Source organism: Streptomyces sp. NPDC014764 (assembly GCF_043082785.1).
Taxonomy (GTDB): Bacteria; Actinomycetota; Actinomycetes; order Streptomycetales; family Streptomycetaceae; genus Streptomyces; species Streptomyces althioticus.
In genome coordinates this window covers 528,501-549,493 of the sequence record NZ_JBIBXY010000002.1, presented here as the reverse complement: position 1 = coordinate 549,493, position 20,993 = coordinate 528,501, and the positions used below count along the sequence as shown (strand labels likewise).

At 72.1% G+C, this 20,993-nt stretch carries 16 protein-coding genes; 7 read left to right on the top strand and 9 right to left on the bottom strand.

Annotated features, from left to right (window positions below; genetic code table 11):
• Window positions 1-48: 48 nt before the first annotated feature.
• The gene (locus tag ACF1AG_RS07555; protein WP_391809464.1) at window positions 49-1,068 is read left to right on the top strand and encodes a hypothetical protein; all 1,020 of its coding nucleotides are present in this window, start codon (window positions 49-51) and stop codon (window positions 1,066-1,068) included.
• 120 nt (window positions 1,069-1,188) lie between these two features.
• Complete coding sequence (locus ACF1AG_RS07550; RefSeq protein WP_391809463.1) at window positions 1,189-1,557, top strand: hypothetical protein; 369 nt, start codon at window positions 1,189-1,191, stop codon at window positions 1,555-1,557.
• A gap of 62 nt (window positions 1,558-1,619) precedes the next feature.
• On the opposite strand, the gene ACF1AG_RS07545 is transcribed toward ACF1AG_RS07550, so the two are convergent.
• From ACF1AG_RS07545 to ACF1AG_RS07510, 8 genes are all read right to left on the bottom strand, one after another.
• Window positions 1,620-3,782, bottom strand: a complete 2,163-nt coding sequence (locus ACF1AG_RS07545) for a 3-hydroxyacyl-CoA dehydrogenase NAD-binding domain-containing protein (protein ID WP_359601380.1) — start codon at window positions 3,780-3,782, stop codon at window positions 1,620-1,622.
• Window positions 3,779-4,996: an acetyl-CoA C-acyltransferase gene (locus ACF1AG_RS07540; RefSeq protein ID WP_359601381.1), complete on the bottom strand. Its 1,218-nt coding sequence runs from the start codon at window positions 4,994-4,996 to the stop codon at window positions 3,779-3,781. Before ACF1AG_RS07540 ends, ACF1AG_RS07545 begins: the two co-directional genes overlap by 4 nt.
• A 155-nt stretch (window positions 4,997-5,151) precedes the next feature.
• Window positions 5,152-6,975, bottom strand: a complete 1,824-nt coding sequence (locus tag ACF1AG_RS07535; RefSeq protein ID WP_391809462.1) for a hypothetical protein — start codon at window positions 6,973-6,975, stop codon at window positions 5,152-5,154.
• 284 nt (window positions 6,976-7,259) lie between these two features.
• Entirely contained in the window at window positions 7,260-8,789 is a 1,530-nt protein-coding gene (locus ACF1AG_RS07530; protein WP_359601383.1) for a TrkH family potassium uptake protein, read from the bottom strand.
• A 14-nt stretch (window positions 8,790-8,803) separates the two neighbouring features.
• On the bottom strand, window positions 8,804-10,117 hold the full coding sequence (trkA, locus tag ACF1AG_RS07525; RefSeq protein ID WP_391809461.1) for a Trk system potassium transporter TrkA: 1,314 nt from the start codon (window positions 10,115-10,117) through the stop codon (window positions 8,804-8,806).
• Between the two features lie 298 nt (window positions 10,118-10,415).
• Window positions 10,416-11,696: a ribonuclease D gene (locus tag ACF1AG_RS07520; protein ID WP_359601385.1), complete on the bottom strand. Its 1,281-nt coding sequence runs from the start codon at window positions 11,694-11,696 to the stop codon at window positions 10,416-10,418.
• 227 nt (window positions 11,697-11,923) lie between these two features.
• Window positions 11,924-12,586, bottom strand: a complete 663-nt coding sequence (locus ACF1AG_RS07515) for a response regulator transcription factor (RefSeq protein WP_006130493.1) — start codon at window positions 12,584-12,586, stop codon at window positions 11,924-11,926.
• Window positions 12,587-12,900: 314 nt separating this feature from the next.
• The gene (locus ACF1AG_RS07510; protein WP_359601386.1) at window positions 12,901-13,575 is read right to left on the bottom strand and encodes a DUF3000 domain-containing protein; all 675 of its coding nucleotides are present in this window, start codon (window positions 13,573-13,575) and stop codon (window positions 12,901-12,903) included.
• 161 nt (window positions 13,576-13,736) lie between these two features.
• On the opposite strand from ACF1AG_RS07510, the gene hemE reads away from it, so the two are divergent.
• From hemE to ACF1AG_RS07485, 5 genes are all read left to right on the top strand, one after another.
• Window positions 13,737-14,804, top strand: a complete 1,068-nt coding sequence (gene hemE, locus ACF1AG_RS07505; protein ID WP_359601387.1) for a uroporphyrinogen decarboxylase — start codon at window positions 13,737-13,739, stop codon at window positions 14,802-14,804.
• Between the two features lie 304 nt (window positions 14,805-15,108).
• Window positions 15,109-16,398, top strand: a complete 1,290-nt coding sequence (locus ACF1AG_RS07500) for an extracellular solute-binding protein (protein ID WP_359601388.1) — start codon at window positions 15,109-15,111, stop codon at window positions 16,396-16,398.
• 10 nt (window positions 16,399-16,408) lie between these two features.
• The gene (locus ACF1AG_RS07495; protein ID WP_359601389.1) at window positions 16,409-17,350 is read left to right on the top strand and encodes a sugar ABC transporter permease; all 942 of its coding nucleotides are present in this window, start codon (window positions 16,409-16,411) and stop codon (window positions 17,348-17,350) included.
• The gene (locus ACF1AG_RS07490; RefSeq protein WP_359601390.1) at window positions 17,350-18,201 is read left to right on the top strand and encodes a carbohydrate ABC transporter permease; all 852 of its coding nucleotides are present in this window, start codon (window positions 17,350-17,352) and stop codon (window positions 18,199-18,201) included. The genes ACF1AG_RS07495 and ACF1AG_RS07490 overlap by 1 nt, the downstream gene beginning before the upstream one ends.
• 16 nt (window positions 18,202-18,217) lie before the next feature.
• Window positions 18,218-19,954, top strand: a complete 1,737-nt coding sequence (locus ACF1AG_RS07485) for a CocE/NonD family hydrolase (RefSeq protein ID WP_359601391.1) — start codon at window positions 18,218-18,220, stop codon at window positions 19,952-19,954.
• Here the strand turns inward: ACF1AG_RS07485 and ACF1AG_RS07480 are convergent.
• Window positions 19,943-20,986 (bottom strand): LacI family DNA-binding transcriptional regulator, encoded by a 1,044-nt coding sequence (locus ACF1AG_RS07480; protein WP_359601392.1) that lies wholly within the window; start codon window positions 20,984-20,986, stop codon window positions 19,943-19,945. The two genes, ACF1AG_RS07485 and ACF1AG_RS07480, sit on opposite strands and share 12 nt — an antisense overlap.
• Window positions 20,987-20,993 lie beyond the last annotated feature (7 nt).

The following is a 20,993-nucleotide window of genomic DNA, read 5'->3' as shown; positions in this document are numbered from 1 at the left end:
CGGGATCCCCGCGCCCACGGCACGGACCGCAGTGCGTAAGGTGAACAGGTGAACGGCGACTGGCTTCTCCGCGGCCGCGACGGCCGCCTCACCGTCTATCTGAAATCGGACGACGCCGTCCTGTGCCGCGCGGAAACAGCGCCCGGCGGCCCTTGGGAGTCCTTGCGCCGGGCCGGCGGCGACCTGGGGCTCCAGCAGGGACCCGCGGCCGTGGGACAGGGCGTGGACGGGTACGCGCATCTGGCCGCGTGGCGGCAGGCAGGGCCGGGGGAGTCCCGGCTGGTGCACTGCACGCACTTCCGCCCGCTGCTCGCCCCGCTCGACTGGTCCCCGGTCGGCCACCCCAACGGCAAGGGAGACCGCACGGGCACGCCCGCCGTGGCCGTGGACGACCGCAGGCGCGCGTACGTCTTCGTGCGCAACGCGGGCGGCGGGGTCAGCCTGCTGGTGCAGAAGGAGCGGGGCGGCTGGTACCCCTGGCGGGACCTGAAGGGCTCCGGCGTCCATGAACAACTCGTGGCCGCGAGCCGGGAGTCGGGCCTGGTCGAGGCCTACGCGTCGACGCCGGACCGGATCCTGCACTGGCGTCAGGAGGAGCCCGGCAGGACGCCCACGCGGGACGAGACGGCGGAGGTCGCCGCCCGCCCCGGCACCCTGCGCGTGCTGCGCACGTCCGCCGAGCGGACCACCCTCTTCTTCACCGACCAGGACGGGGAGTTGTGCGCCTGGCGCCCCGGAGGCAAGCCGGTGCCGCTGCTCCCGGCGGCGGGCCCGGGTCCGGTCGCGGCGGTGCGCTGCGTGATAGACGGGCACGACTGCACGGTGGTGGCGCAACGCTCGGCGAGCGGCCGGGTGGCGTTCGCGGCATACCCGACGGAGCAGGAACAGGCGGGCGCCTGGTGGACCGAGTCCGGCCCGCCCCTCCCGTCCACGGCCGAGGTCGCCCTGGCGGTCGACGCCCAGGGCACCCTGGTAGCGGCCACCCTCGACCCCACGACGGCCACCCTCCGTGTCACCCGGCGCAAGGAGGAGGCGGGGTTGGCGTTGGAGGGGTGGCGGGAGGTCTGAGCGCGCTCTGACCAGAGGCGGGTCGTGAAGTGATAGTCACATCAGGGTCGTCAAATGTTCGATCTATGATGGTCTGCGCTCAGCGACGGGTGCACCCCTGTCCTGGAACAGCGGTTCACCGTGCGGACGGAGGTGCCTCCGCCCGTCGTCTCGGTGCCGTCCGACGGCACCCTCAGCGGGCCGCGGGTCCGTTTCTCCGGCAAGGCCCAGCCCGGAACCACGAAGATCGTGCTGATGGAGCGCGGCCTGCTCATCGGGGCGACGGGCGTCGACGAGAAGGGCGAGTGGTGGTTCAAACACGGACACCCATGGCGTCCCGGAACCCACACCGTCGAAGCGATTGCCCTCTTCGGGGCCACGGAGTCCGCGCCGGCCTCCACGACGTTCACGGTCGTCGGCATCCCGGAGGACAGCCCCATCCGCTCCTTCGGCGCCTCGCGTCACGCGTGCGGCGACGTGTGCGAACACCGTCCGTTCACCGGCGACTGACGGACGGGAGCGAAGGGGGCCTCCGCCCGAGGCGGAGGCCCCCTTCACGCGTCACACCCGCGTCACGCGGGAACCGAAGCCACTCCCGGCTCCAGGAACCGCTTGCCGTTCACCCGCTCGGAGACGCCCTCGCGGTCCAGGTACGGCGTGATGCCGCCCAGGTGGAAGGGCCAGCCGGCGCCCGTGATCAGGCACAGGTCGATGTCCTGGGCCTCGGCGACGACGCCCTCGTCGAGCATCAGCCCGATCTCCTGGGCCACCGCGTCGAGCACGCGGTCGCGGACCTGCTCCTCCGTGAGGACGGTGTCGCCCTGCTTCAGCAGCGCGGCGACCTCCGGGTCCAGCTCCGGCTTGGCGGGGTTCTCGGCGGAGTAGACGTAGAAGCCGCGCTTGCCCGCCTCGACGACCGCCTTGAGGTTCGGGGAGACGGTGAACCGCTCCGGGAACGCCCGGTTGAGGGTCTCGGAGACGTGCAGGCCGATCGCCGGACCGACCAGCTCCAGCAGCACCAGCGGCGACATCGGCAGACCGAGCGGCTCGACGGCCTTCTCGGCGACCTCGACCGGGGTGCCCTCGTCGATGACGTTCTGGATCTCGCCCATGAAGCGGGTCAGGATGCGGTTGACGACGAACGCCGGGGCGTCCTTCACCAGCACCGCGGTCTTCTTCAGCTTCTTGGCGACACCGAACGCCGTGGCGAGCGAGGCGTCGTCGGTCTGCTCGCCGCGCACGATCTCCAGGAGCGGCAGCACGGCGACCGGGTTGAAGAAGTGGAAGCCGACGACCCGCTCGGGGTGCTTCAGCTTCGACGCCATCTCCGACACGGACAGCGAGGAGGTGTTGGTGGCGAGGACCGCGTGCGCCGGGGCGACCGCCTCGACCTCCGCGAACACCTGCTGCTTGACGCCCATCTCCTCGAAGACGGCCTCGATGATGAAGTCGGCGTCCGCGAAGCCCTCGGCCTTGTCCAGCACACCGGTGACCAGGGCCTTGAGGCGGTTGGCCTTGTCCTGGTTGATCCGGCCCTTGCCGAGCAGCTTGTCGATCTCGGCGTGGACGTAGCCGACGCCCTTGTCGATGCGCTCCTGGTCGATGTCCGTGAGGACGACCGGCACCTCGAGGCGGCGCAGGAACAGCAGCGCGAGCTGGGAGGCCATCAGACCGGCGCCGACGACGCCGACCTTGGTGACCGGGCGCGCCAGGTTCTTGTCCGGGGCGCCCGCGGGACGCTTGCCCCGCTTCTGCACCAGGTTGAACGCGTAGATGCCGGAACGCAGTTCACCGCCCATGATCAGGTCGGCGAGCGCCTGGTCCTCGGCGTCGTACCCCTTCTGCAGGTCGCCGTCCTTGGCCCCGGCGATGATGTCCAGGGCGCGGTAGGCGGCCGGGGCCGCGCCGTGCACCTTGGAGTCGGCGATGAAGCGGCCCTTGGCTACGGCCTGGTCCCAGGCCTCGCCGCGGTCGATCGCCGGACGCTCGACCGTGATCTCGCCCTTGAGGACGGACGCGGTCCAGATCAGCGACTGCTCCAGGAAGTCCGCGCCCTCGAACAGCGCGTCCGCGATGCCGAGTTCGTAGACCTGCTTGCCCTTGAGCTGCCGGTTCTGGTTGAGGCTGTTCTCGATGATCACCGAGACGGCCTTCTCCGCGCCGATCAGGTTCGGCAGCAGGGTGCAGCCGCCCCAGCCGGGCACCAGGCCGAGGAAGACCTCGGGCAGGGAGAACGCGGGCAGCGCCGCGGACACCGTGCGGTAGGTGCAGTGCAGGCCGACCTCGACGCCGCCGCCCATGGAGGCGCCGTTGTAGTAGGCGAAGGTCGGCACGGCCAGCTTCGACAGCCGCTTGAAGACGTCGTGGCCGCCCTTGCCGATGGCCAGCGCGTCCTCGTGGCGCTTCAGCAGCTCGACGCCCTTGAGGTCGGCGCCGACCGCGAAGATGAACGGCTTGCCGGTGACGCCGACGCCGACGATCTCGCCGTCCGCGGCCTCCTTCTCGACCTGGTCGATCGCGGCGTCGATGTTCGCCAGCGACTGCGGGCCGAGGGTGGTCGGCTTGGTGTGGTCGTGGCCGTTGTCCAGGGTGATCAGGGCGAAGCGCCCGCCCGCGGCGGAGCCGCTGTCGGACCCGGTCAGCGGCAGGTCGAAGTGGCGCACGTGCGCCTGCGTGACGACCTCGCCCGGGAACAGCTCGGCCGCACCCTTCAGAAGCTCTGCGGTGGTGCTCACTTGTCCCCCTCGAAGTGCGGGTTCTCCCAGATGACCGTCGCGCCCATGCCGAAGCCGACGCACATGGTGGTCAGGCCGTAGCGGACGTGCGGCTGCTCCTCGAACTGGCGGGCCAGCTGCGTCATCAGACGGACGCCGGAGGAGGCCAGCGGGTGGCCGAACGCGATGGCGCCGCCGTACTGGTTGACGCGGGCGTCGTCGTCGGCGATGCCGTAGTGCTCCAGGAACGCGAGGACCTGGACGGCGAAGGCCTCGTTGATCTCGAACAGGCCGATGTCGTCGATGGACAGGCCCGCCTGCGCGAGGGCCTTCTCCGTGGCCGGGATCGGGCCGTAGCCCATGACCTCGGGCTCCACGCCGGCGAAGGAGTAGGAGACCAGGCGCATCTTCACCGGGAGGTTGTTCTCGCGGGCGAAGTCCTCGGAGGCGATGACCGAGGCGGTGGCGCCGTCGTTCAGACCGGCCGCGTTGCCCGCGGTGACCCGGCCGTGCACGCGGAACGGCGTCTTCAGACCGGCCAGGTTCTCCAGAGTGGTGCCCGGACGCATCGGCTCGTCGGCGGTGACCAGGCCCCAGCCCGTCTCGCCGGCCTCTTCGTTGGTGCGGCGCACCGAGATCGGCACCAGGTCGGCCTGGATCTTGCCGTCGGCGTACGCCTTGGCGGCCTTCTCCTGGGAGCGCACCGCGTACTCGTCGGCGCGCTGCTTGGTGATGCTCGGGTAGCGGTCGTGCAGGTTCTCCGCGGTCATGCCCATGAACAGGGCGGACTCGTCGACCAGCTTCTCGGAGACGAACCGCGGGTTCGGGTCCACACCCTCGCCCATCGGGTGGCGGCCCATGTGCTCGACGCCGCCCGCGATGGCGACGTCGTACGCGCCGAAGGCGACGGAGCCGGCCACCGTGGTGACGGCGGTCAGCGCGCCGGCGCACATGCGGTCGATGGAGTAGCCCGGGACCGAGGTGGGCAGGCCGGCGAGAATGCCCGCCGTACGGCCGATGGTCAGGCCCTGGTCGCCGATCTGCGTGGTCGCGGCGACAGCGACCTCGTCGATCTTCTTCGGGTCGAGACCCGGGTTGCGGCGCAGCAGCTCCCGGATCGCCTTGACGACCAGGTCGTCGGCGCGGGTCTCGTGGTAGATGCCCTTCGGGCCCGCCTTGCCGAACGGGGTACGGACGCCGTCGACGAAGACGACGTCCCTGACGGTACGAGGCACGATGGCTCTCCTCCAGGTACGGGATGCTGAGCGCTTGCTTACGGCCCATGCTACTTGCGGGTAACGTCACTGCACACCCCCGTCGGCCGGAGCGGCGAACATCACACGACCGGCCCCCGCGGACGGGAGCCGGTCGTGTGAGGTCCACGGCGGTGCTACGACCGCCAGAGCCGCCGTCGCAGGCCCCGGCGCAGCCGCGCCCGCGTGCTGACCCGCTCGTTCCGGCCGGAGATCCGGCGGGCCACGGAGGAGGCCCGGTTCTCCCGTACCTCCAGCTCACCGGCCTGGTGCGCGAACAGCCCGCCGCCGGTGCTCATCGCGATCTCCGCCGTGTACGTCCCGGGCGGCACGTCGGAGAGGTCCACGCCCTCCTTGTCCACCGAGGTGAAGTACCCGAAGGAGTACGACCCGAAGTCGCCCGGCGCCATGTGCGGGCGCACCTTGTCCTCCCGCTTCACCGCCTTGAGCGCGACGGTGTGCGTGCTGTCCGCGCTTCGCAGCGTCAGGTAGTACGTCGAGTGGGTGGCGCGGTCGGCGTTCCGTCCGGGGAGGAAGAGGACGCCGTACACCCGGAGCCTCGAGCCCTCCATCGCGAACCGCTTCAGCGCGAACACCGACCCGCCGGGTCCGGCCGCCGTGAGGTCGCGCTTGATCACCCGGACGCTCTTCGCGTCGCCCCTGAGGACCACCTCGCGCCCCCCGGAGGCGGCGCGACGGTCGATCGCCCGGAAGGCGACCAGCGGCACCCTGCGGTCGATGTCCTCGCTCTCGCTGGTCACCCGGGCGAACACGTCGTACACGCCGTCGGGAAGCGTGTCGAACAGCTCCCGCGCCTCGCAGGTGAAACCGCCGTCCTTGTAGGACGCGAAGTGCGTGTCGAAGTACTTCAGGTACAGCTGGTCCACCGGCACGGTCTTCGCGTCCGCCACCCACGCCTGCTCGTCGCGGACCAGCACCAGCTGCTTGGTCTCCCGCGCGCCGGCCTCCTCGCCCTGCTCGGCGGAGACACCGGGCAGGAAGGCGTGCCCGGACAGCGTGGCCTGCTCGGGTGTGAGCTGCGCGGCCGTCAGCACGCCCGCCGCGGTGTCCCGCGCCCGCAGGTCCGACAGATGCTCGGTGGCGGCGTCCCCGTCCACCTCGTTGGAGCCGACCTGCACCTCGCCGAATCGCGGCACGGTCCCCTCGGTCAGCGCGTAGATGACGCTGAGGATCACCGAGAGGCCCTGCCGCGTCACCTCGGCGTGCTTCACCAGGGCGGGCGATTCCACCATGAAGAAGTTGAAGTTGGAGTACTTCCGCAGAGCCGGGAGGAAGTGGACGACGTGTTCCTCGTACTGGTAGTCCTTCGTCGAGGAGAACAGGTAGATGTTCCGGTCCAGGTCGGTGGTCTCGGCCAGCATCTCCGGGAGCACCGAGTCCAGCCGGTCCACGTTCTCCTGCGGCTGCCCCTCGCCGAGCACCCACTCGCCGAGCACGCCGTGCCCCTGCGAGTAGCTGCCGATGAAGTACTGCGGCGTGGAGGCGACGATGTGCCGGTAGCCGTACTTCAGCGCGTAGAAAATGGCGGCGCTGCCGCCCTTCGAGGAACCGGCGAGAACCACCGTCTCCCGCGCCAGGCCCAGCTTTTCCCGGTAGTGGGTAATCAGTTCCTCGACCGCGTCCGAAACGGAGAAGTCCATGGCCCGCGCCACGTAGTACGACGGACCTCCGTCGAACCGGTCGCGGATTCTCAGCACGTTGCACTGGACGCCCGAAAGGGCGGCGCCGAATCCGTACTTGGAGCCCACCGAGGAAAACACGACGAGCAGGTTGCCGTGGTCACCCGCAGCGGGTGTGAACTCGTACTCGATTTCCCAGTTGCCGTATTTCTCCACACGTATCGCGGGCGTGCGGATCGTCGCTGTCCTGTAGTTTTCGGACGTGTGGGGGAGTGTGTCCGAATGCTGCGGGTTGGCCGGGCGGACCTGGGTGGGTTCCATGAAATGGTGCCCCTTGTTCCTGTCAGAGATTTTCCGTTCGGAGTTCAGGCCGCTCCGCAGGAAACTTCCTCCGACGTGGGGTACGGGCGTTTTCGCAGGAAGAGCAGCCGGGACGAGGCTAACCCATGTCCCCGCCGTGGAGCGAGAGGCGGACCTGTGCCCCGTTCCGCGTATTCCCCATCACTGGCGACGCATGCGGACAGTGCGCCGGAATTCAGGTCAAGTGACCCCGGTAACAGCTCACTTCACGGGGCGACGGCCGGGTGCGACCCGGTGGGGCGTGCTCACGCGCGCCAGTAGCCGCGACGGAGCAGCACCGCCAGCGGCACGATCTCGATCCGGCCGAGCAGCATCAGCGCGCCGAGGACCACCTTGGACGCCCCGCCGAACGGCGCGTACGAGCCGGACGGGCCCAGCTCGCCGAAGGCGGGGCCGACATTGCCGAGGCAGGCCGCGGCGGCGCCCAGCGCGGCGAACACACCGGCGCCGCCCGCCTCCGCCCCCGCGTCCAGAGCCAGACAGAACGTGCCGACCGCCAGGGCGAGCAGATAGAGCAGCGCGAACAGCAGCACCGAGCGGAGCACCTGCGGCCCGATCACCCGGCCGCTCACCCGCACCGGCAGGACCGCGTCCGGGTGCACCACCTGCTCCAGCTCGCGCCGGGTGAAGCGGAGGACGACGAGATGGCGGACGACCTTGACCGAACCGCTCGCCGACCCGGCGCACGCCCCGACGAACATCAGCGTCAGCAGGGTCAGCGTGGCGACCGTGCCCCAGACCGCCCAGTCGACCGTGGCGAAACCGGTGGTGGTCATCACCGACACCGCCTGGAACGCCCCGTGCCGCAGGGCGCCGGCCCCGCCCGCGTCCCCGGCGGCCCACAGCTCCACCGCCACGACGCCGGAGGCGACGACGAGGAGAACGGCGTACAGCCTCAGCTCCTCGTCCCGTGCGGCGGCCCGGACCTGACCCAGCGCGGCGAGCCGGTACAGCTGCAGCAGGTTCACCCCCGCCACCGCCATCAGCCCGCACAGCACCCACTGCGTCACCGGCGCGAGACCCCGCGCCGAGTCGTCGTGCGGGGCGAACCCGCCGAGGGACACGGCCGACGTCGCGTAGGAGAACGCGTCGAAGAGACCCATCCGCCGGTCGAGACCGGCCCACCCCAGCGCGGCCAGCGCCAGGACGCCGGCCGCCGTCACCGCCAGGTACACCTTCCACAGCCGCCGGGCCGTGCCCCGGACGGTCTCGCCGAGCGTCTCGATCTCCACCGGCCCCGGCAGCTCCGAACGCAGCAGCTCACGGCCGCCGATGCGCAGCCGCGGCAGCACCGCGAGCGCCAGCACGATGATGCCGGCGCCGCCCAGCCAGTGGGAGAGCTGACGCCAGAACAGCATGTCCGGGCCGAGCGCGTCGAGATCCGTCACGACGGTCGCGCCCGTCGCGGTGAACCCCGACATCGCCTCGAACCAGGCGTCGGCCGGACGGTCGAGCTGGGGGACGTCGCCGAGCAGGAACGGCACCGCGCCGAACGCGGGCGCGAGCAGCCACACCGCGACGACGACGAGGAAGCCCTCCCGCACGCCCAGCGGCGGGCGCGGGCCCGTCAGCCGTCTCAGCACCAGCCCGGTCAGCGCCACGGCGGCCCCGGCGGCGAGGAACGGCCACGGCGGCTCGCCGGCCGCGAGCGCCACCGCCGCCGGCGGCAGGAACGCGAGCGCGAACCAGGCGAGGAGCGTGCCGACCACTCCCAGCGCGGTCCGCACGTCGACGTCGGTGCGGCCGCGCGGCAGCCACCGGCGGCGGTGCGGCACCGGACGCGGCGGCCTCACAGGTCGTGCTCGATCGCGGGGACGCGGTCGGGCTCCGTGAGGACGACGACCCGGTCGCCGGGCCGCAGTTCGTCCTCCGCGCCGGGGAAGAGCACCGTGCCGTCCCGCACGACCGCGCCCACGGCGGCACCGGGCAGCGTGCCGGCGGGGCGGTGCGCGAACCGGCTGCCCGGCCGCACGGTCACGTCCAGCACCTCGAAGCGGTCGTCGCCCAGGATCGCCATCTGGTGGGTGCGCTCCCCGAACGTGAAGCGGGCCATCTTCTCGGCGGTCTCGTCACCCGGGTCGATCGTCACGTCCGTGCCGGCCGCCTCGAACACCTCGGCGGCGGCGGGGTCGTCGAGGACCGTCAGGGTCAGCCGCACCCCGTGCAGCTTCGTCAGCACCGCCGCGTGCAGATTGCGGGAGTCGTCCTTCGCCGCCAGCACCGCCGCGCCCGCGGTGCCGATGCGCTCGCGGTGCAGGAACGCCGGGTCCAGGCCCCGCGCGTGGAACACCCGCGCCCGGTCCAGAGCGGCGGCCGCCGCGTGCGCGACCTCCGCTTCCGGTTCGACCATCCGCACCCGGACGCCGCGGTGCAGCAGCACCCGTGCCACCGCCGTGCCCATCCGTCCCGCGCCGTAGATCACCACGTCGTCGACGGGATCGGCGCCCGTGACCACCCGGCTCCAGGCGCGGGCCGCCGTGGGGGACGCCATCGCGATGATCCAGTCGTCCTCCCGCACGACGTCGTCCGCGTCCGGCACGGTCCAGTCCCCGTCGCGCACGACGGCGACCACCCGGGACGCGGCGGGCAGCCCCGCGTCGCGCAGCGGCCGGCCGGCGAGCCGCGTGGCCGCAGCACCCCGGACGTCGACGCCGAGGACGACCACCTCGCCGTTGGCGAAGAAGTCCACGTGCCGGGCGCCCGGCACCTGCAGCACGCGTTCGACCGCGCTCGCCGTCTCGAACGCCGTCGACACCAGCAGGTCCACGTCCAGGTCACCCGCCCGCCAGGCCCCCAGATAGTCCGTCCCGGTGGCCCGCACGACCGTCCGCGCCGAGGACAGCCGGCGCGCGAGCATGGCGGTGACGAGATTGACCTCGTCCCGTGAGGTGCACGCCATCACCAGATCGGCGTCGGCGACACCCCCGTCGAGCAGCGTCTCCCGCCGGGTCCCGCTGCCGTGCACGATCCGTACGTCGTACGCGTGCGACACGGCCTCCAGCCGCGTCCGGTCGACATCGATCACCGTGCACTCGTGCGCCTCGGCCAGCGACTTGACCACGGTCCCGCCCACCTGCCCGGCCCCGACCACGACGACCCGCATGCCTGCATCGTGGCACGGGGGCGAAGCGGCCGCCCGGCACGCGCGCCGGGGGTGGGACGTCCGGTCTCACGGCCGGGGGCGGGGCGTGGGCGGGACACACCGGCGACCGCGCCCGCCGCGAGGGAGGCCCGGCCCACGCACGGCTCGCGGCGCACGGCGACGGGCACGGAGGCCCGGCCGGGAGAGGGCGTGACACGGCACCGGGCGTTCGGCGCCTGACGTCACTGCGGGCCTCGTGTCTCGCCCCGGCCGGGGCCCGGAGGGCTCTCCGCACCGTCTGCCGAGCGCGACGGCGGGCTCAGCCCGTCAGGGCCTCCACCAGGACCGGGGTGACCTGTTCCACCTGCCAGGCGCGGGCGCCGTGGGACGTCAGGGCCGCGGCGACCGTCTCGGAGGTGGCCGGGGCCGGCGGCTCCCAGCAGACCCGGCGCACGGTGTCCGGCGTGATCAGGTTCTCCGCGGGCATGTTCAGCCGCTCCGCGAGGGCGGTCACGCCCGCCCGCGCGGCCGACAGCCGGACCGCGGCCGCCGGGTCCTTGTCGGCCCAGGCGCGCGGCGGCGGGGGACCGGTCACCGGCTGGCCCGGCTGTGGCAGCCGGTCCTCGCTCAGCGCCTTCGCCCGGTCGACGGCCGCCTGCCACTGCTCGAGCTGGCGGCGGCCCACCCGCTGGCCGAAGCCGTTCAGCGCGGCCAGGGCATGGGGGTTGGACGGCATGGCGAGGGCGGCCTCGACGATCGCCGCGTCGGGCAGCACCTTGCCGGGGGAGACGTCACGCCGCCGGGCGATCCGGTCCCGGGTCTGCCACAGCTCCCGTACGACGGCGAGCTGCCGGCGGCGGCGGACCTTGTGCATGCCGGACGTACGGCGCCACGGGTCCTTGCGGGGCTCGGGCGGCGGCGCCGAGGCGATCGCGTCGAACTCCTGCCGCGCCCAGTCCAGCTTGCCCTGCCGGTCCAGCTCCTTCTCCAGTGCGTCCCTCAGGTCCACCAGCAGCTCCACGTCGAGAGCGGCGTACCGCAGCCAGGGCTCGGGCAGCGGGCGCGTGGACCAGTCGACGGCGGAGTGGCCCTTCTCCAGCAGGAAGCCGAGCACGTTCTCCACCATCGCGCCGAGGCCGACCCGGGGGAACCCGGCCAGCCGGCCCGCCAGCTCGGTGTCGAAGAGCCGCGTCGGCGCCATGCCTATTTCGCGCAGGCAGGGCAGGTCCTGGGTGGCGGCGTGCAGCACCCACTCCACACCGGACAGCGCCTCGTGCAGGGCGGACAGATCGGGACAGGCGACCGGGTCGATCAGCGCCGTGCCCGCGCCCTCGCGCCGGAGCTGGACGAGGTAGGCGCGCTGTCCGTAGCGGTAGCCCGAAGCGCGCTCGGCGTCCACGGCGACGGGTCCGCGGCCCGCGGCGAAGGCGGCGACCACCTCGGCGAGTGCGGCCTCGTCGGCCACCACGGGCGGGATGCCCTCGCGGGGCTCCAGCAGGGGGATCGGCGCCTGTTCAGCAGAGGATCCGCCGTCGTCCGGAGGGGCGCCTCCGGTGGTGCGCAGTGAACTGTCTGCTGCGGTGTCGTGGGCGTCGGTCACCTGTCAAGAGTATCCGTACGGGCCGGTACCCGGCCTTCCCCTCCGCCCGGTGACCGCGCCGACCAGCGAGAACAGGCCGCCGCCGGCTGCCGCGCGTCTTCGCGCGGACGTGCGCGCGAGGGCGCCCGCCGACGCGGGGGCATCGGCGGGCGCGGGCAGCGGGCGGTCGGGACGGGTGGAAGGACGGCCGGGGCAGGTGAGGGGGACGGTTCGGCAGGGGGAGGGGGTCAGTGGATGATGCCGGTGCGCAGGGCCACCGCCACCATCCCGGCGCGGTCGCCCGTGCCGAGCTTGCGGGCGATGCGGGCGAGGTGACTCTTCACGGTCAGGGCGGACAGGCCCATCGAGACGCCGATCGCCTTGTTCGACTGGCCCTCCGCAACCAGCCGCAGCACCTCGACCTCACGGCCGGACAGCTCGCGGTAGCCACCCGGGTGGCTCGGGGCACCCGGGGGACGACGGTGCAGGCGGGCGGCCGCCGCGCCGATGGGGGCCGCACCGGGACGGGTGGGGAGCCCGAGGTTGGTGCGGGTGCCGGTGACGACGTAGCCCTTCACGCCGCCGGCGAGGGCGTTGCGCACGGCGCCGATGTCGTCGGCGGCCGAGAGGGCGAGGCCGTTGGGCCAGCCCGCGGCGCGGGTCTCGGAGAGGAGGGTGAGGCCGGAACCATCCGGCAGGTGGACTTCGGCGACGCAGATGTCGCGGGGGTTGCCGATGCGGGGACGAGCCTCCGCGACGGACGAGGCCTCGATCACATCGCGCACACCGAGCGCCCACAGATGGCGGGTGACGGTGGAACGGACGCGGGGGTCGGCCACGACCACCATGGCGGTCGGCTTGTTCGGGCGGTAGGCGACCAGGCTTGAGGGCTGCTCGAGGAGAACGGACACCAGGCCTCCTGGGGTGCGGGACGGGGCCGGCTCGTGGGGGTGAAGCCGGGACGAACCGTGCTTTCAAGGTCACAGTCGTCTTCGGCAGCAAACCTGATGTCCTTTAGGAAATGATCACGATCTGGTGAGTAACAATCCGGGCAATTCGGACGCACGATCGATCATTCGAAGATCGAACGGTTTCGGTCTGCGGCGAAACGCTTCCGAATGTGGCCGTATCGACAAAGAGACGGCCGAGAAGGCATCCATGGTGCGAGCAGGACGTCCGAAGAGCGACAGCGGGGACTGGCCGAAACTCGACCACCCGGCGGACCTCAGCGCGACTGCGGCCCCCGACGCTGAGGCAGCGTCACCACCGAGGCGTCCCCCGGCGCGGTCGGCGGCAGGCCCGCCACCTGCGCGAGCAGATCGCACCAGGCGACCAGGTGGGTCGCGGTGTCCGGCACCCCGCCCAGTCCCTCCCGCGGGGTCCACGAGGCGCGGATCTCGATCTGCGAGGCGGCCGGCCGCTCGGACAGCCCGCCGAAGTAGTGGGAGCTCGCCCGCGTCACCGTCCCGCTCGGCTCGCCGAACGCCAGCCCGCGCGCGGTGAGCGCCCCCGTCAGCCACGACCAGCACACGTCCGGCAGCAGCGGGTCCGCCGCCATCTCCGGCTCCAGCTCCGCGCGGACCAGGGTCACCAGCCTGAAGGTGCCGCGCCAGGCGTCGTGTCCGGCCGGGTCGTGCAGCAGCACCAGCCGGCCGTCGGCGAGGTCGTCCTCGCCGTCGACGACCGCCGCCTCCAGCGCGTACGCGAACGGCGCGAGGCGTTTGGGTGCGGGGGTGGGATCGACCTCGATCTGCGGTCGCAGCCGCGCGCCGCGCAGCGCGTCGACAGCGGCCCGGAAGGGCAGCGGGGGCGTATCCCCGGGTCCGGTGGTGCCCCCTGCCTCCTTCGGTTCGTCCATTCCGCCAGCGCCGTCCGACAGTCGTCCCTGAGCCGCAGCCATGCGGGGAAGATTAAGCGGAACGGGCCGTCGGTGCAGGGAGGGACACCCGTGCCGTCCGGGGGTGTCCGGATCACGCCGCACCACCGCCGCGCGCCCCCGCTCCCCGGGACCCGGCATCCCGGCGGCCGGGACGCTTCCGGTGACATGCGAGACTGGCCGGTGTGAGCGCCAACGTGAGCCCGACGGGCAGCCAGCCGACCTCGACGTACGACAGTGCCTTCCTCAAGGCGTGCCGGCGTGAGCCGGTGCCGCACACCCCGGTGTGGTTCATGCGGCAGGCCGGGCGCTCCCTGCCGGAGTACCGCAAGGTGCGCGAGGGCATCGGCATGCTCGACTCCTGCATGCGCCCCGACCTGGTCACCGAGATCACGCTCCAGCCGGTGCGCCGCCACCAGGTCGACGCGGCCATCTACTTCAGCGACATCGTCGTGCCCCTCAAGGCCATCGGCATCGACCTCGACATCAAGCCGGGCGTCGGCCCGGTCGTCGAGCAGCCGGTGCGCACCCGCGCCGACCTCGACCGGCTGCGCGACCTGGCCCCCGAGGACGTCCCGTACGTCACCGAGGCGATCGGGATGCTGACGCGGGAGCTGGGCGCCACCCCGCTGATCGGTTTCGCGGGCGCCCCCTTCACCCTCGCGAGCTACCTCGTCGAGGGCGGCCCGTCCCGCACGTACGAGAACGCCAAGGCGATGATGTACGGCGATCCCGAGCTGTGGGCCGACCTGCTGGACCGGCTCGCGGAGATCACCGCCGCCTTCCTGAAGGTGCAGATCGAGGCCGGCGTCTCGGCCGTGCAGCTCTTCGACTCCTGGGCCGGCGCCCTGGCCCCCGCCGACTACCGCCGCTCGGTGCTGCCCGCGTCGGCGAAGGTGTTCGACGCGGTAGCCGGGTACGGGGTGCCGCGTATCCACTTCGGCGTGGGCACCGGTGAGCTGCTCGGGCTGATGGGCGAGGCCGGCGCGGACGTCGTGGGCGTCGACTGGCGCGTCCCGCTGGACGAGGCCGTCCGCCGCGTCGGCCCCGGCAAGGCGCTCCAGGGCAACCTGGACCCGACCGTGCTGTTCGCCGGGCGCGAGGCCGTCGAGGCCAAGGCCCAGGAGGTCCTGGACTCGGCCGCCGGCCTGGAGGGGCACGTCTTCAACCTCGGCCACGGCGTCATGCCGTCCACCGACCCCGACGCCCTGACACGGCTGGTGGACTACGTCCACACGGCTTCCGCCCGCTGACCGTATACGGCTGACCGTCGTCGGCCGGCCTTCGGGCCGCCGGTGAGGCCGGTGCCGCGCGCCCCCGCGTGCGGTGCCGGCCTTTCGCGTTCCCGGGCACCCACGGCACCTGCCTCTCCTCGTCTTGTTCGGCACTCCGAACGGCGGTCGTTATGTCGGTAACGATTGGGCAACTTGCGAAAACTTTCTGTTGCTCCACCGACATTTTCGGCGGTAGACCTTGCCCAACTTCGCGGATGGCTCGTTAGTTTGCGCAAACTAATCACCGTTTGGATCACTTGTGTCAACAGATCAGGAGCGCCCGATGACGAGGAAGACCCGCAGCGCGACGGCTGCCGCGATAGGCCTGTGCTGCCTCGCACTCGCCGCCGCCGGATGTGCCGGTGGCGGCGACGACGGCGCGGTCGGCGGCGAGGCCACGGTGACCGTCTGGACGAACGCGATGGAGGGACGCGGCCTGGTGTTCTGGCAGAACGCCGCGAAGGAGTACCGCAAGCTGCACCCCGACGTCACGATCAAGATCCAGACCGTGCAGAACGAGGACCTCGACGGCAAGCTGCAGAACGCCCTCAACTCGGGCTCGGCGCCGGACGTCTTCCTCCAGCGCGGCGGCGGCAAGATGCAGGCCATGGTCGACGCCGGCCAGATCAAGGAGCTGGAGCTCACCGACACCGACCGGGCCAACGTGGGCGAGGCGGCCCTCGAGGGCGCCTCCATCGACGGCAAGGTCTACGCGATGCCGCTCGACACCCAGCCCGAGGGCATCTACTACAGCAAGGACCTCTTCAAGAAGGCCGGCATCACCGCGCCGCCGACGACCCTGGACGAGCTGAAGGACGCCGTCGCCAAACTGAAGGCGATCAAGGTCGCGCCCATCGCGGTCGGGGCCAAGGACGCCTGGCCGGCCGCGCACTGGTACTACAACTTCGCCCTGCGCGAGTGCAGCCAGGAGACCATGCAGGAGTCGGCCAAGTCGCTCACGTTCGACGACCCCTGCTGGACGAAGGCGGGCGACGACCTCGCGGAACTCCTGGGCGCCGACCCCTTCCAGAAGGGCTTCCTCACGGCCACCTCGCAGCAGGGCGCCGGATCGTCCGCGGGCCTGATCGCCAACCACAGGGCCGGCATGGAGCTCATGGGCAACTGGAACCCGGGCGTCATCGCCGACCTGACCCCGGACAAGAAGCCGCTCCCCGACCTCGGCTGGTTCGCCTTCCCGGCCGTCCCCGGAGGCAAGGGCGACCCCACCGCCATCATGGGCGGCGCCGGCGGCTACTCCCTGTCCAAGAACGCGCCCGAAGCGGCCCTCGGCTTCCTCCAGTTCGCGGTGACCAAGGAGCAGCAGGTGGCCTACGCGGAGGCGTTCGACACCATCCCGGTGAACAAGGCGGCCCAGGACGTCGTCACCGAGCCGTACAACATCTCGGCGCTGCAGGCCTTCAACAAGGCCGCCTACTCCATGCAGTTCCTCGACACCGTGTACGGCCAGAACGTCGGCAACGCCATGAACATCGCCGTGGTGAACCTGCTGGCCGGCAAGGGCTCCGCGGCCGACATCGTCAAGGACGTCAAGGCCGCGGCGGAGAAGGGCTGACCGGACAGACATGAGCGACACCCTCGCCCCGCGGCGCGCGGCCGCACGCCGCCGGGGCAGGACGCGACTGGAGATCGCCGTCCTGTCCGCACCGGCGGTCATCGTGTTCCTGGCGTTCGTGATCTTCCCGGTCGTGCTCGCCGCCTACTACGGGTTCTACCGGTGGAAGGGCTACGGAGAACCCACCGACTGGGTCGGCCTGAACAACTACCGGCTGATCCTCACCGACCCCGCGTTCCACGACGTCCTGTGGCACAACGGCCTGATCCTGGTGCTGTCCCTGGTCGTCCAGGGACCGCTGGCCATCGGTCTCGCCCTGCTGCTCAACCGGCGGATACGCGGCCGCTCCACGATCCGCGTCCTGGTCTTCGTGCCGTACATCATCTCCGAGGTGATCGTCGGCACCGGCTGGAGCCTGATGCTGCAGAGCGAAGGCGCCGTCAACGGCCTGCTGCGAGCGATCGGCCTCGGCTCGCTGGAGGCCGACTGGATATCCGACCCGGATCTGGCCATCTGGACGCTGATGGGCGTCATCACCTGGAAGTACCTCGGCTTCGCGGTGATCCTGATGCTGGCCGGCCTGCAGTCGATCCCCGACGAGATCTTCGAGGCCGCGCAGATCGACGGCGCCTCCTACTGGCAGATCCAGCGCCGGATCACCCTGCCGCTGCTGGGACCGACGATCCGCATCTGGGCGTTCCTGTCGATCATCGGCTCGCTGCAGCTGTTCGACCTCGTCTACATCATCTGGGGCCAGTACGTCTCGGGCACCGCCGGGACCTCCACCATGGCGATCTACATGCTCGCCCAGGGCCGCAACGCGGGCAACTACGGCTACGGAAGCGCCGTCGCCGTCGTGATGTTCGTGATCTCGCTGGTCGTCGCGCTGATCTACCAGCGCTTCGTCCTGCGCCGCGACCTCAGGGGCGCCGTCACGGAAGGGACCGTGTGATGAGCGCGACCACCACCATCTCCCGGAAGCCCACCGGGCGCGACGGCGGCCCGGTCACCTACTTCGTCGCGCTGCTCCTCGTCGGCGTCTGCGTCGCGCCGGTGGTGTACATCGTGCTCGGGGGCTTCCGCACCAACGCCCAGATCACCACCGACCCGGCCGCGCTGCCCGACCCCTGGGTCGGCGTCAACTACATGGCCGTCCTCAAGTCGTCCGTCTTCTGGGGCGAGTTCGCCAACTCCCTGATCGTCGCGCTCGCCAGCACGGCCGGCATCGTCGCGCTCGGGCTGATGGTCAGCTTCGTCATCGCCCGCTACGACTTCCGGTTCAAGGGCGCCATGTACTCGCTGTTCGCGGCGGGCCTGATGTTCCCGATGGTCATTGCGATCACCCCGCTGTACCTGGTGATCAAGGACCTGGGCCTCGTCGACAACCTGCTCGGCGTGATCGTCCCGCAGATCGCCTTCGGCCTGCCGACGACCGTCATCATCCTGGTGCCGTTCCTGCGGGCCATCCCGAACGAGATCGAGGAGGCCGCCGCGCTCGACGGGATGAGCCGGCTCGGGTTCTTCTTCCGCATGGTGATCCCGCTGTCGCTGCCCGGCGTGGTGACCGTCGGCATCCTCGCCTTCGTCGGCAGCTGGAACAACTACCTGCTGCCCCTGTACGTCCTCAACTCGCAGGCCAACTTCACCCTGCCGCTGGGCGTGCAGGTGTTCTCCTCGCAGTACTCCACGGACACCGCGAAAGTGCTCGCCTTCACCTCGCTCGCCATGCTGCCCGCCCTGGTGTTCTTCTCGGTCTTCGAGAAGCGCATCGTCGGCGGCCTCACCGGCGCGGTGAAGGGCTGAGAGAAGGGACGCTGCCGTGACCGTCACCTCCCGGCCGACACCGGACCCGGTCGCCGAACGCCGGGAGGTGACCTGCCCGTCACGCGACGGAACACGGCTGCGGACCCTCCTGCTCCTCCCGCACGGCACCGGACCCCGGCCGGCCCTTCTCACCCGCCACCCCTACGACGTGACCCGCGAGGAGGACGACGGGTACCTGGACGTCCGCCGCCTGGTCGCCGCCGGCTACCTGGTCGCGCTCCAGGACGTGCGGGGCCGCTTCGGCTCCGAGGGCGTCTTCGACCCCTGCGCCCAGGAGGAGGCGGACGGCGCCGACGCCGTGGCCTGGCTCGCGGCCCGGCCCGAGTGCGACGGCACCGTGGGCATGTGGGGCGCGTCCTACGCCTCCGACACCCAGTTCGCCGCGCTGCTCGGCGGCGCCCCGGCGCTGCGGGCGCTGGCCCCGGCCATGACGCCCGCGCTGTCGGCACTCGACGGCTTCCGCTTCCGCGGCGGCGTGCCGGAGCTCGGCAGCACCCTCGCGTGGACGCACCACGCCGTCGCGCCGGACGCGATCACCCGTCTTCCCTCCGCCCGCGAACGGGAGGCCGAGCGCCGGCGCCACGAGGCGACCGGGCACGCGATCGCGACGGGCGAGGCGTACCGCGCCGGGGCCCTGCACGAGCGACGGGACGCCGAGGGCATCGTCCGGTGGGGCCTGGACCGGCTGCGGGAGCCGCTGGACTCGCCGCGCCACCGGGCCGGGAAGATCGTCGACCGGACCGACGCGGTCGACGTGCCGGTGCTCCTGACCGGTGGCTGGTTCGACGTGTTCCTCGGCCCGACCCTGAAGCTGTACCGGCGGCTGCGGCGCCGCGCGGAGGACACGGGCCGGCCGGCGCCCCGGCTGGTCGTGGGCCCGTGGACGCACGACGACTTCTCCGGCCGGGCGGCGGGCCTCGACTTCGGTCCGGACGCGTCCGCGGACGCCGTGGACCTCACCGCGCTCCACCTTCGCTGGTTCGACGCGGTGCTGCGCGGGGGAGCGCTCGGCCTCCCGCCGGTACGGGTGTTCCTGATGGGCGCCGACCGGTGGGTGGAGACGGCCGAGTTCCCGCCGCGTGACGCCCGGCCGCTCGAGCTGTACCTCACCCCGGAGGGCGCGCTCGCACCCGAGCCGTCCGGGAGCGGCGGGCGGCGGCTCGTCAGCGACCCGGCGTCCCCGGTGCCGACGTGCGGCGGGGCCGTCCTGCTCTTCGCGCCGTTCGGGGCGGGCCCCGCCGACCAGACGGCGGTCGAGGCACGGCCGGACGTCGTCTCCTGGCGCACCGGGCCGCTGCAGGAGCCCCTCACGGTGATGGGCGCGGTCCGCGCCGTCGTCCATCTCGTCACCACGGGGACGGACGCGGACGTGGTGGTCCGGCTGTGCGACGAACGCCCCGACGGCACCAGCCGAGTCGTCGCCGACGGCGTGCGGCGGGGATCGGCGCGGTCCGTCGACCCGGTGACCGGCCGGGGCGGGAGAGGGCCGCTGGAGCCGGGCCGGGCGTACGAGATCACCGTGGACCTCTGGTCGACCGCGCACACCTTCCTGCCGGGCCACCGGATACGCGTCGACATCGCCCCCAGCTCGTCACCGCGCTGGGAGATCGGCACCAACACCTACGCGGCGGCAGGGGAGTCGGCGCTCCCCGCCACCGCCGAGCACACGATTCTCCAGGGCGCCGGCCGGCCGAGCCGGCTCGTCCTCGACGTGGTCGCGTCACCGGTGTGACACGGGGCCGGTCGAGGCGCGCACGACCAGTTCCGTCGCCAGCTTCATCCGGGCCGGGGGCCGGGCCGCGCCGTCCTCACCCCGGGAAAGGTCCAGCAGCAGTTTGACCGCCGCCGCGCCCAGTTCGGTGCTGGGCTGGCGGACGGTCGTCAGACCCGGGGTGATGTACTGCGCCTCCGGCAGGTCGTCGAAGCCGATGACGCTGATGTCGTCGGGGACGCGCAGGCCCCGCTCGCCCAGCGCGTCGTAGACGCCGAGCGCCATCGAGTCGGCGCAGGCGAAGACCGCCGTGATCTCCGGATCCTCGTCGAGGAGGGTGTGGGTGGCGGCCGCCGCCTTCGCGCGGTTCCAGCCCCCGTATGTCACCGTCACGGTGGCCCGCCCGCCGGTCTCGGTGTCGGCCGCCCCGCGGAAGCCGTCCACGCGGGCCCGGCTGAACAGGTGGCGGGCGTGACCGGCGACCACGCCCAGCCGCTCGTGCCCCAGGGACAGCAGATGCTCGGCGGCCATGCGGCCGCCCTCCCAGTTCGCCACCCCGACGCTCGTCACGCCCGCGGGCGGTGTGGTCATCGGGTCGATCAGCACCACCGGAACGCCTGCCGCGAAGAGCGCGCCGAACTGCGGCGACGCCGGGTCGACCAGCGTGCCGACGACGCCGAGGGTCCGCCTGCGCAGCACTCGCGACACCCAGTCGCCCTGCGGCTCGGCGAGCGTCAGCACGACGTCGAGCCCCGCCGCGGCGGCCTCGCGGCCGACCCCGGCGACGAGGAGGTTCGCCCACGACCCCTCGAAGTGGGTGACCACCAGGTCGAGGACCTGGGACCGGCCCTTCTCGTCCCGCGCGCTCTCGCTCCTGCCCCCGGCCCTGCGGGTGTAGCCGACGGCCCGTACGGCCTCCATGACCCGTGCGCGGGTTTCCGCCGAGACGTCGGTCCCGCCGCGCAGCACCTTCGACACGGTCGGCACGCTCGTACCGGCGGTCTCGGCGACCAGGGACAGAGTGGGACGCGTTCCGGCTGGTCGGGGTGGCATGGGGGAC

Coding starts and splice junctions, on each gene's coding strand:
- ACF1AG_RS07500 (WP_359601388.1), top strand. CDS start 15,109: ATGACGAGGAAGACCCGCAGCGCGACGGCTGCCGCGATAGGCCTGTGC.
- ACF1AG_RS07480 (WP_359601392.1), bottom strand. CDS start 20,986: ATGCCACCCCGACCAGCCGGAACGCGTCCCACTCTGTCCCTGGTCGCC.
- ACF1AG_RS07535 (WP_391809462.1), bottom strand. CDS start 6,975: ATGGAACCCACCCAGGTCCGCCCGGCCAACCCGCAGCATTCGGACACA.
- ACF1AG_RS07495 (WP_359601389.1), top strand. CDS start 16,409: ATGAGCGACACCCTCGCCCCGCGGCGCGCGGCCGCACGCCGCCGGGGC.
- ACF1AG_RS07510 (WP_359601386.1), bottom strand. CDS start 13,575: ATGGCTGCGGCTCAGGGACGACTGTCGGACGGCGCTGGCGGAATGGAC.
- trkA (WP_391809461.1), bottom strand. CDS start 10,117: ATGCGGGTCGTCGTGGTCGGGGCCGGGCAGGTGGGCGGGACCGTGGTC.
- ACF1AG_RS07490 (WP_359601390.1), top strand. CDS start 17,350: ATGAGCGCGACCACCACCATCTCCCGGAAGCCCACCGGGCGCGACGGC.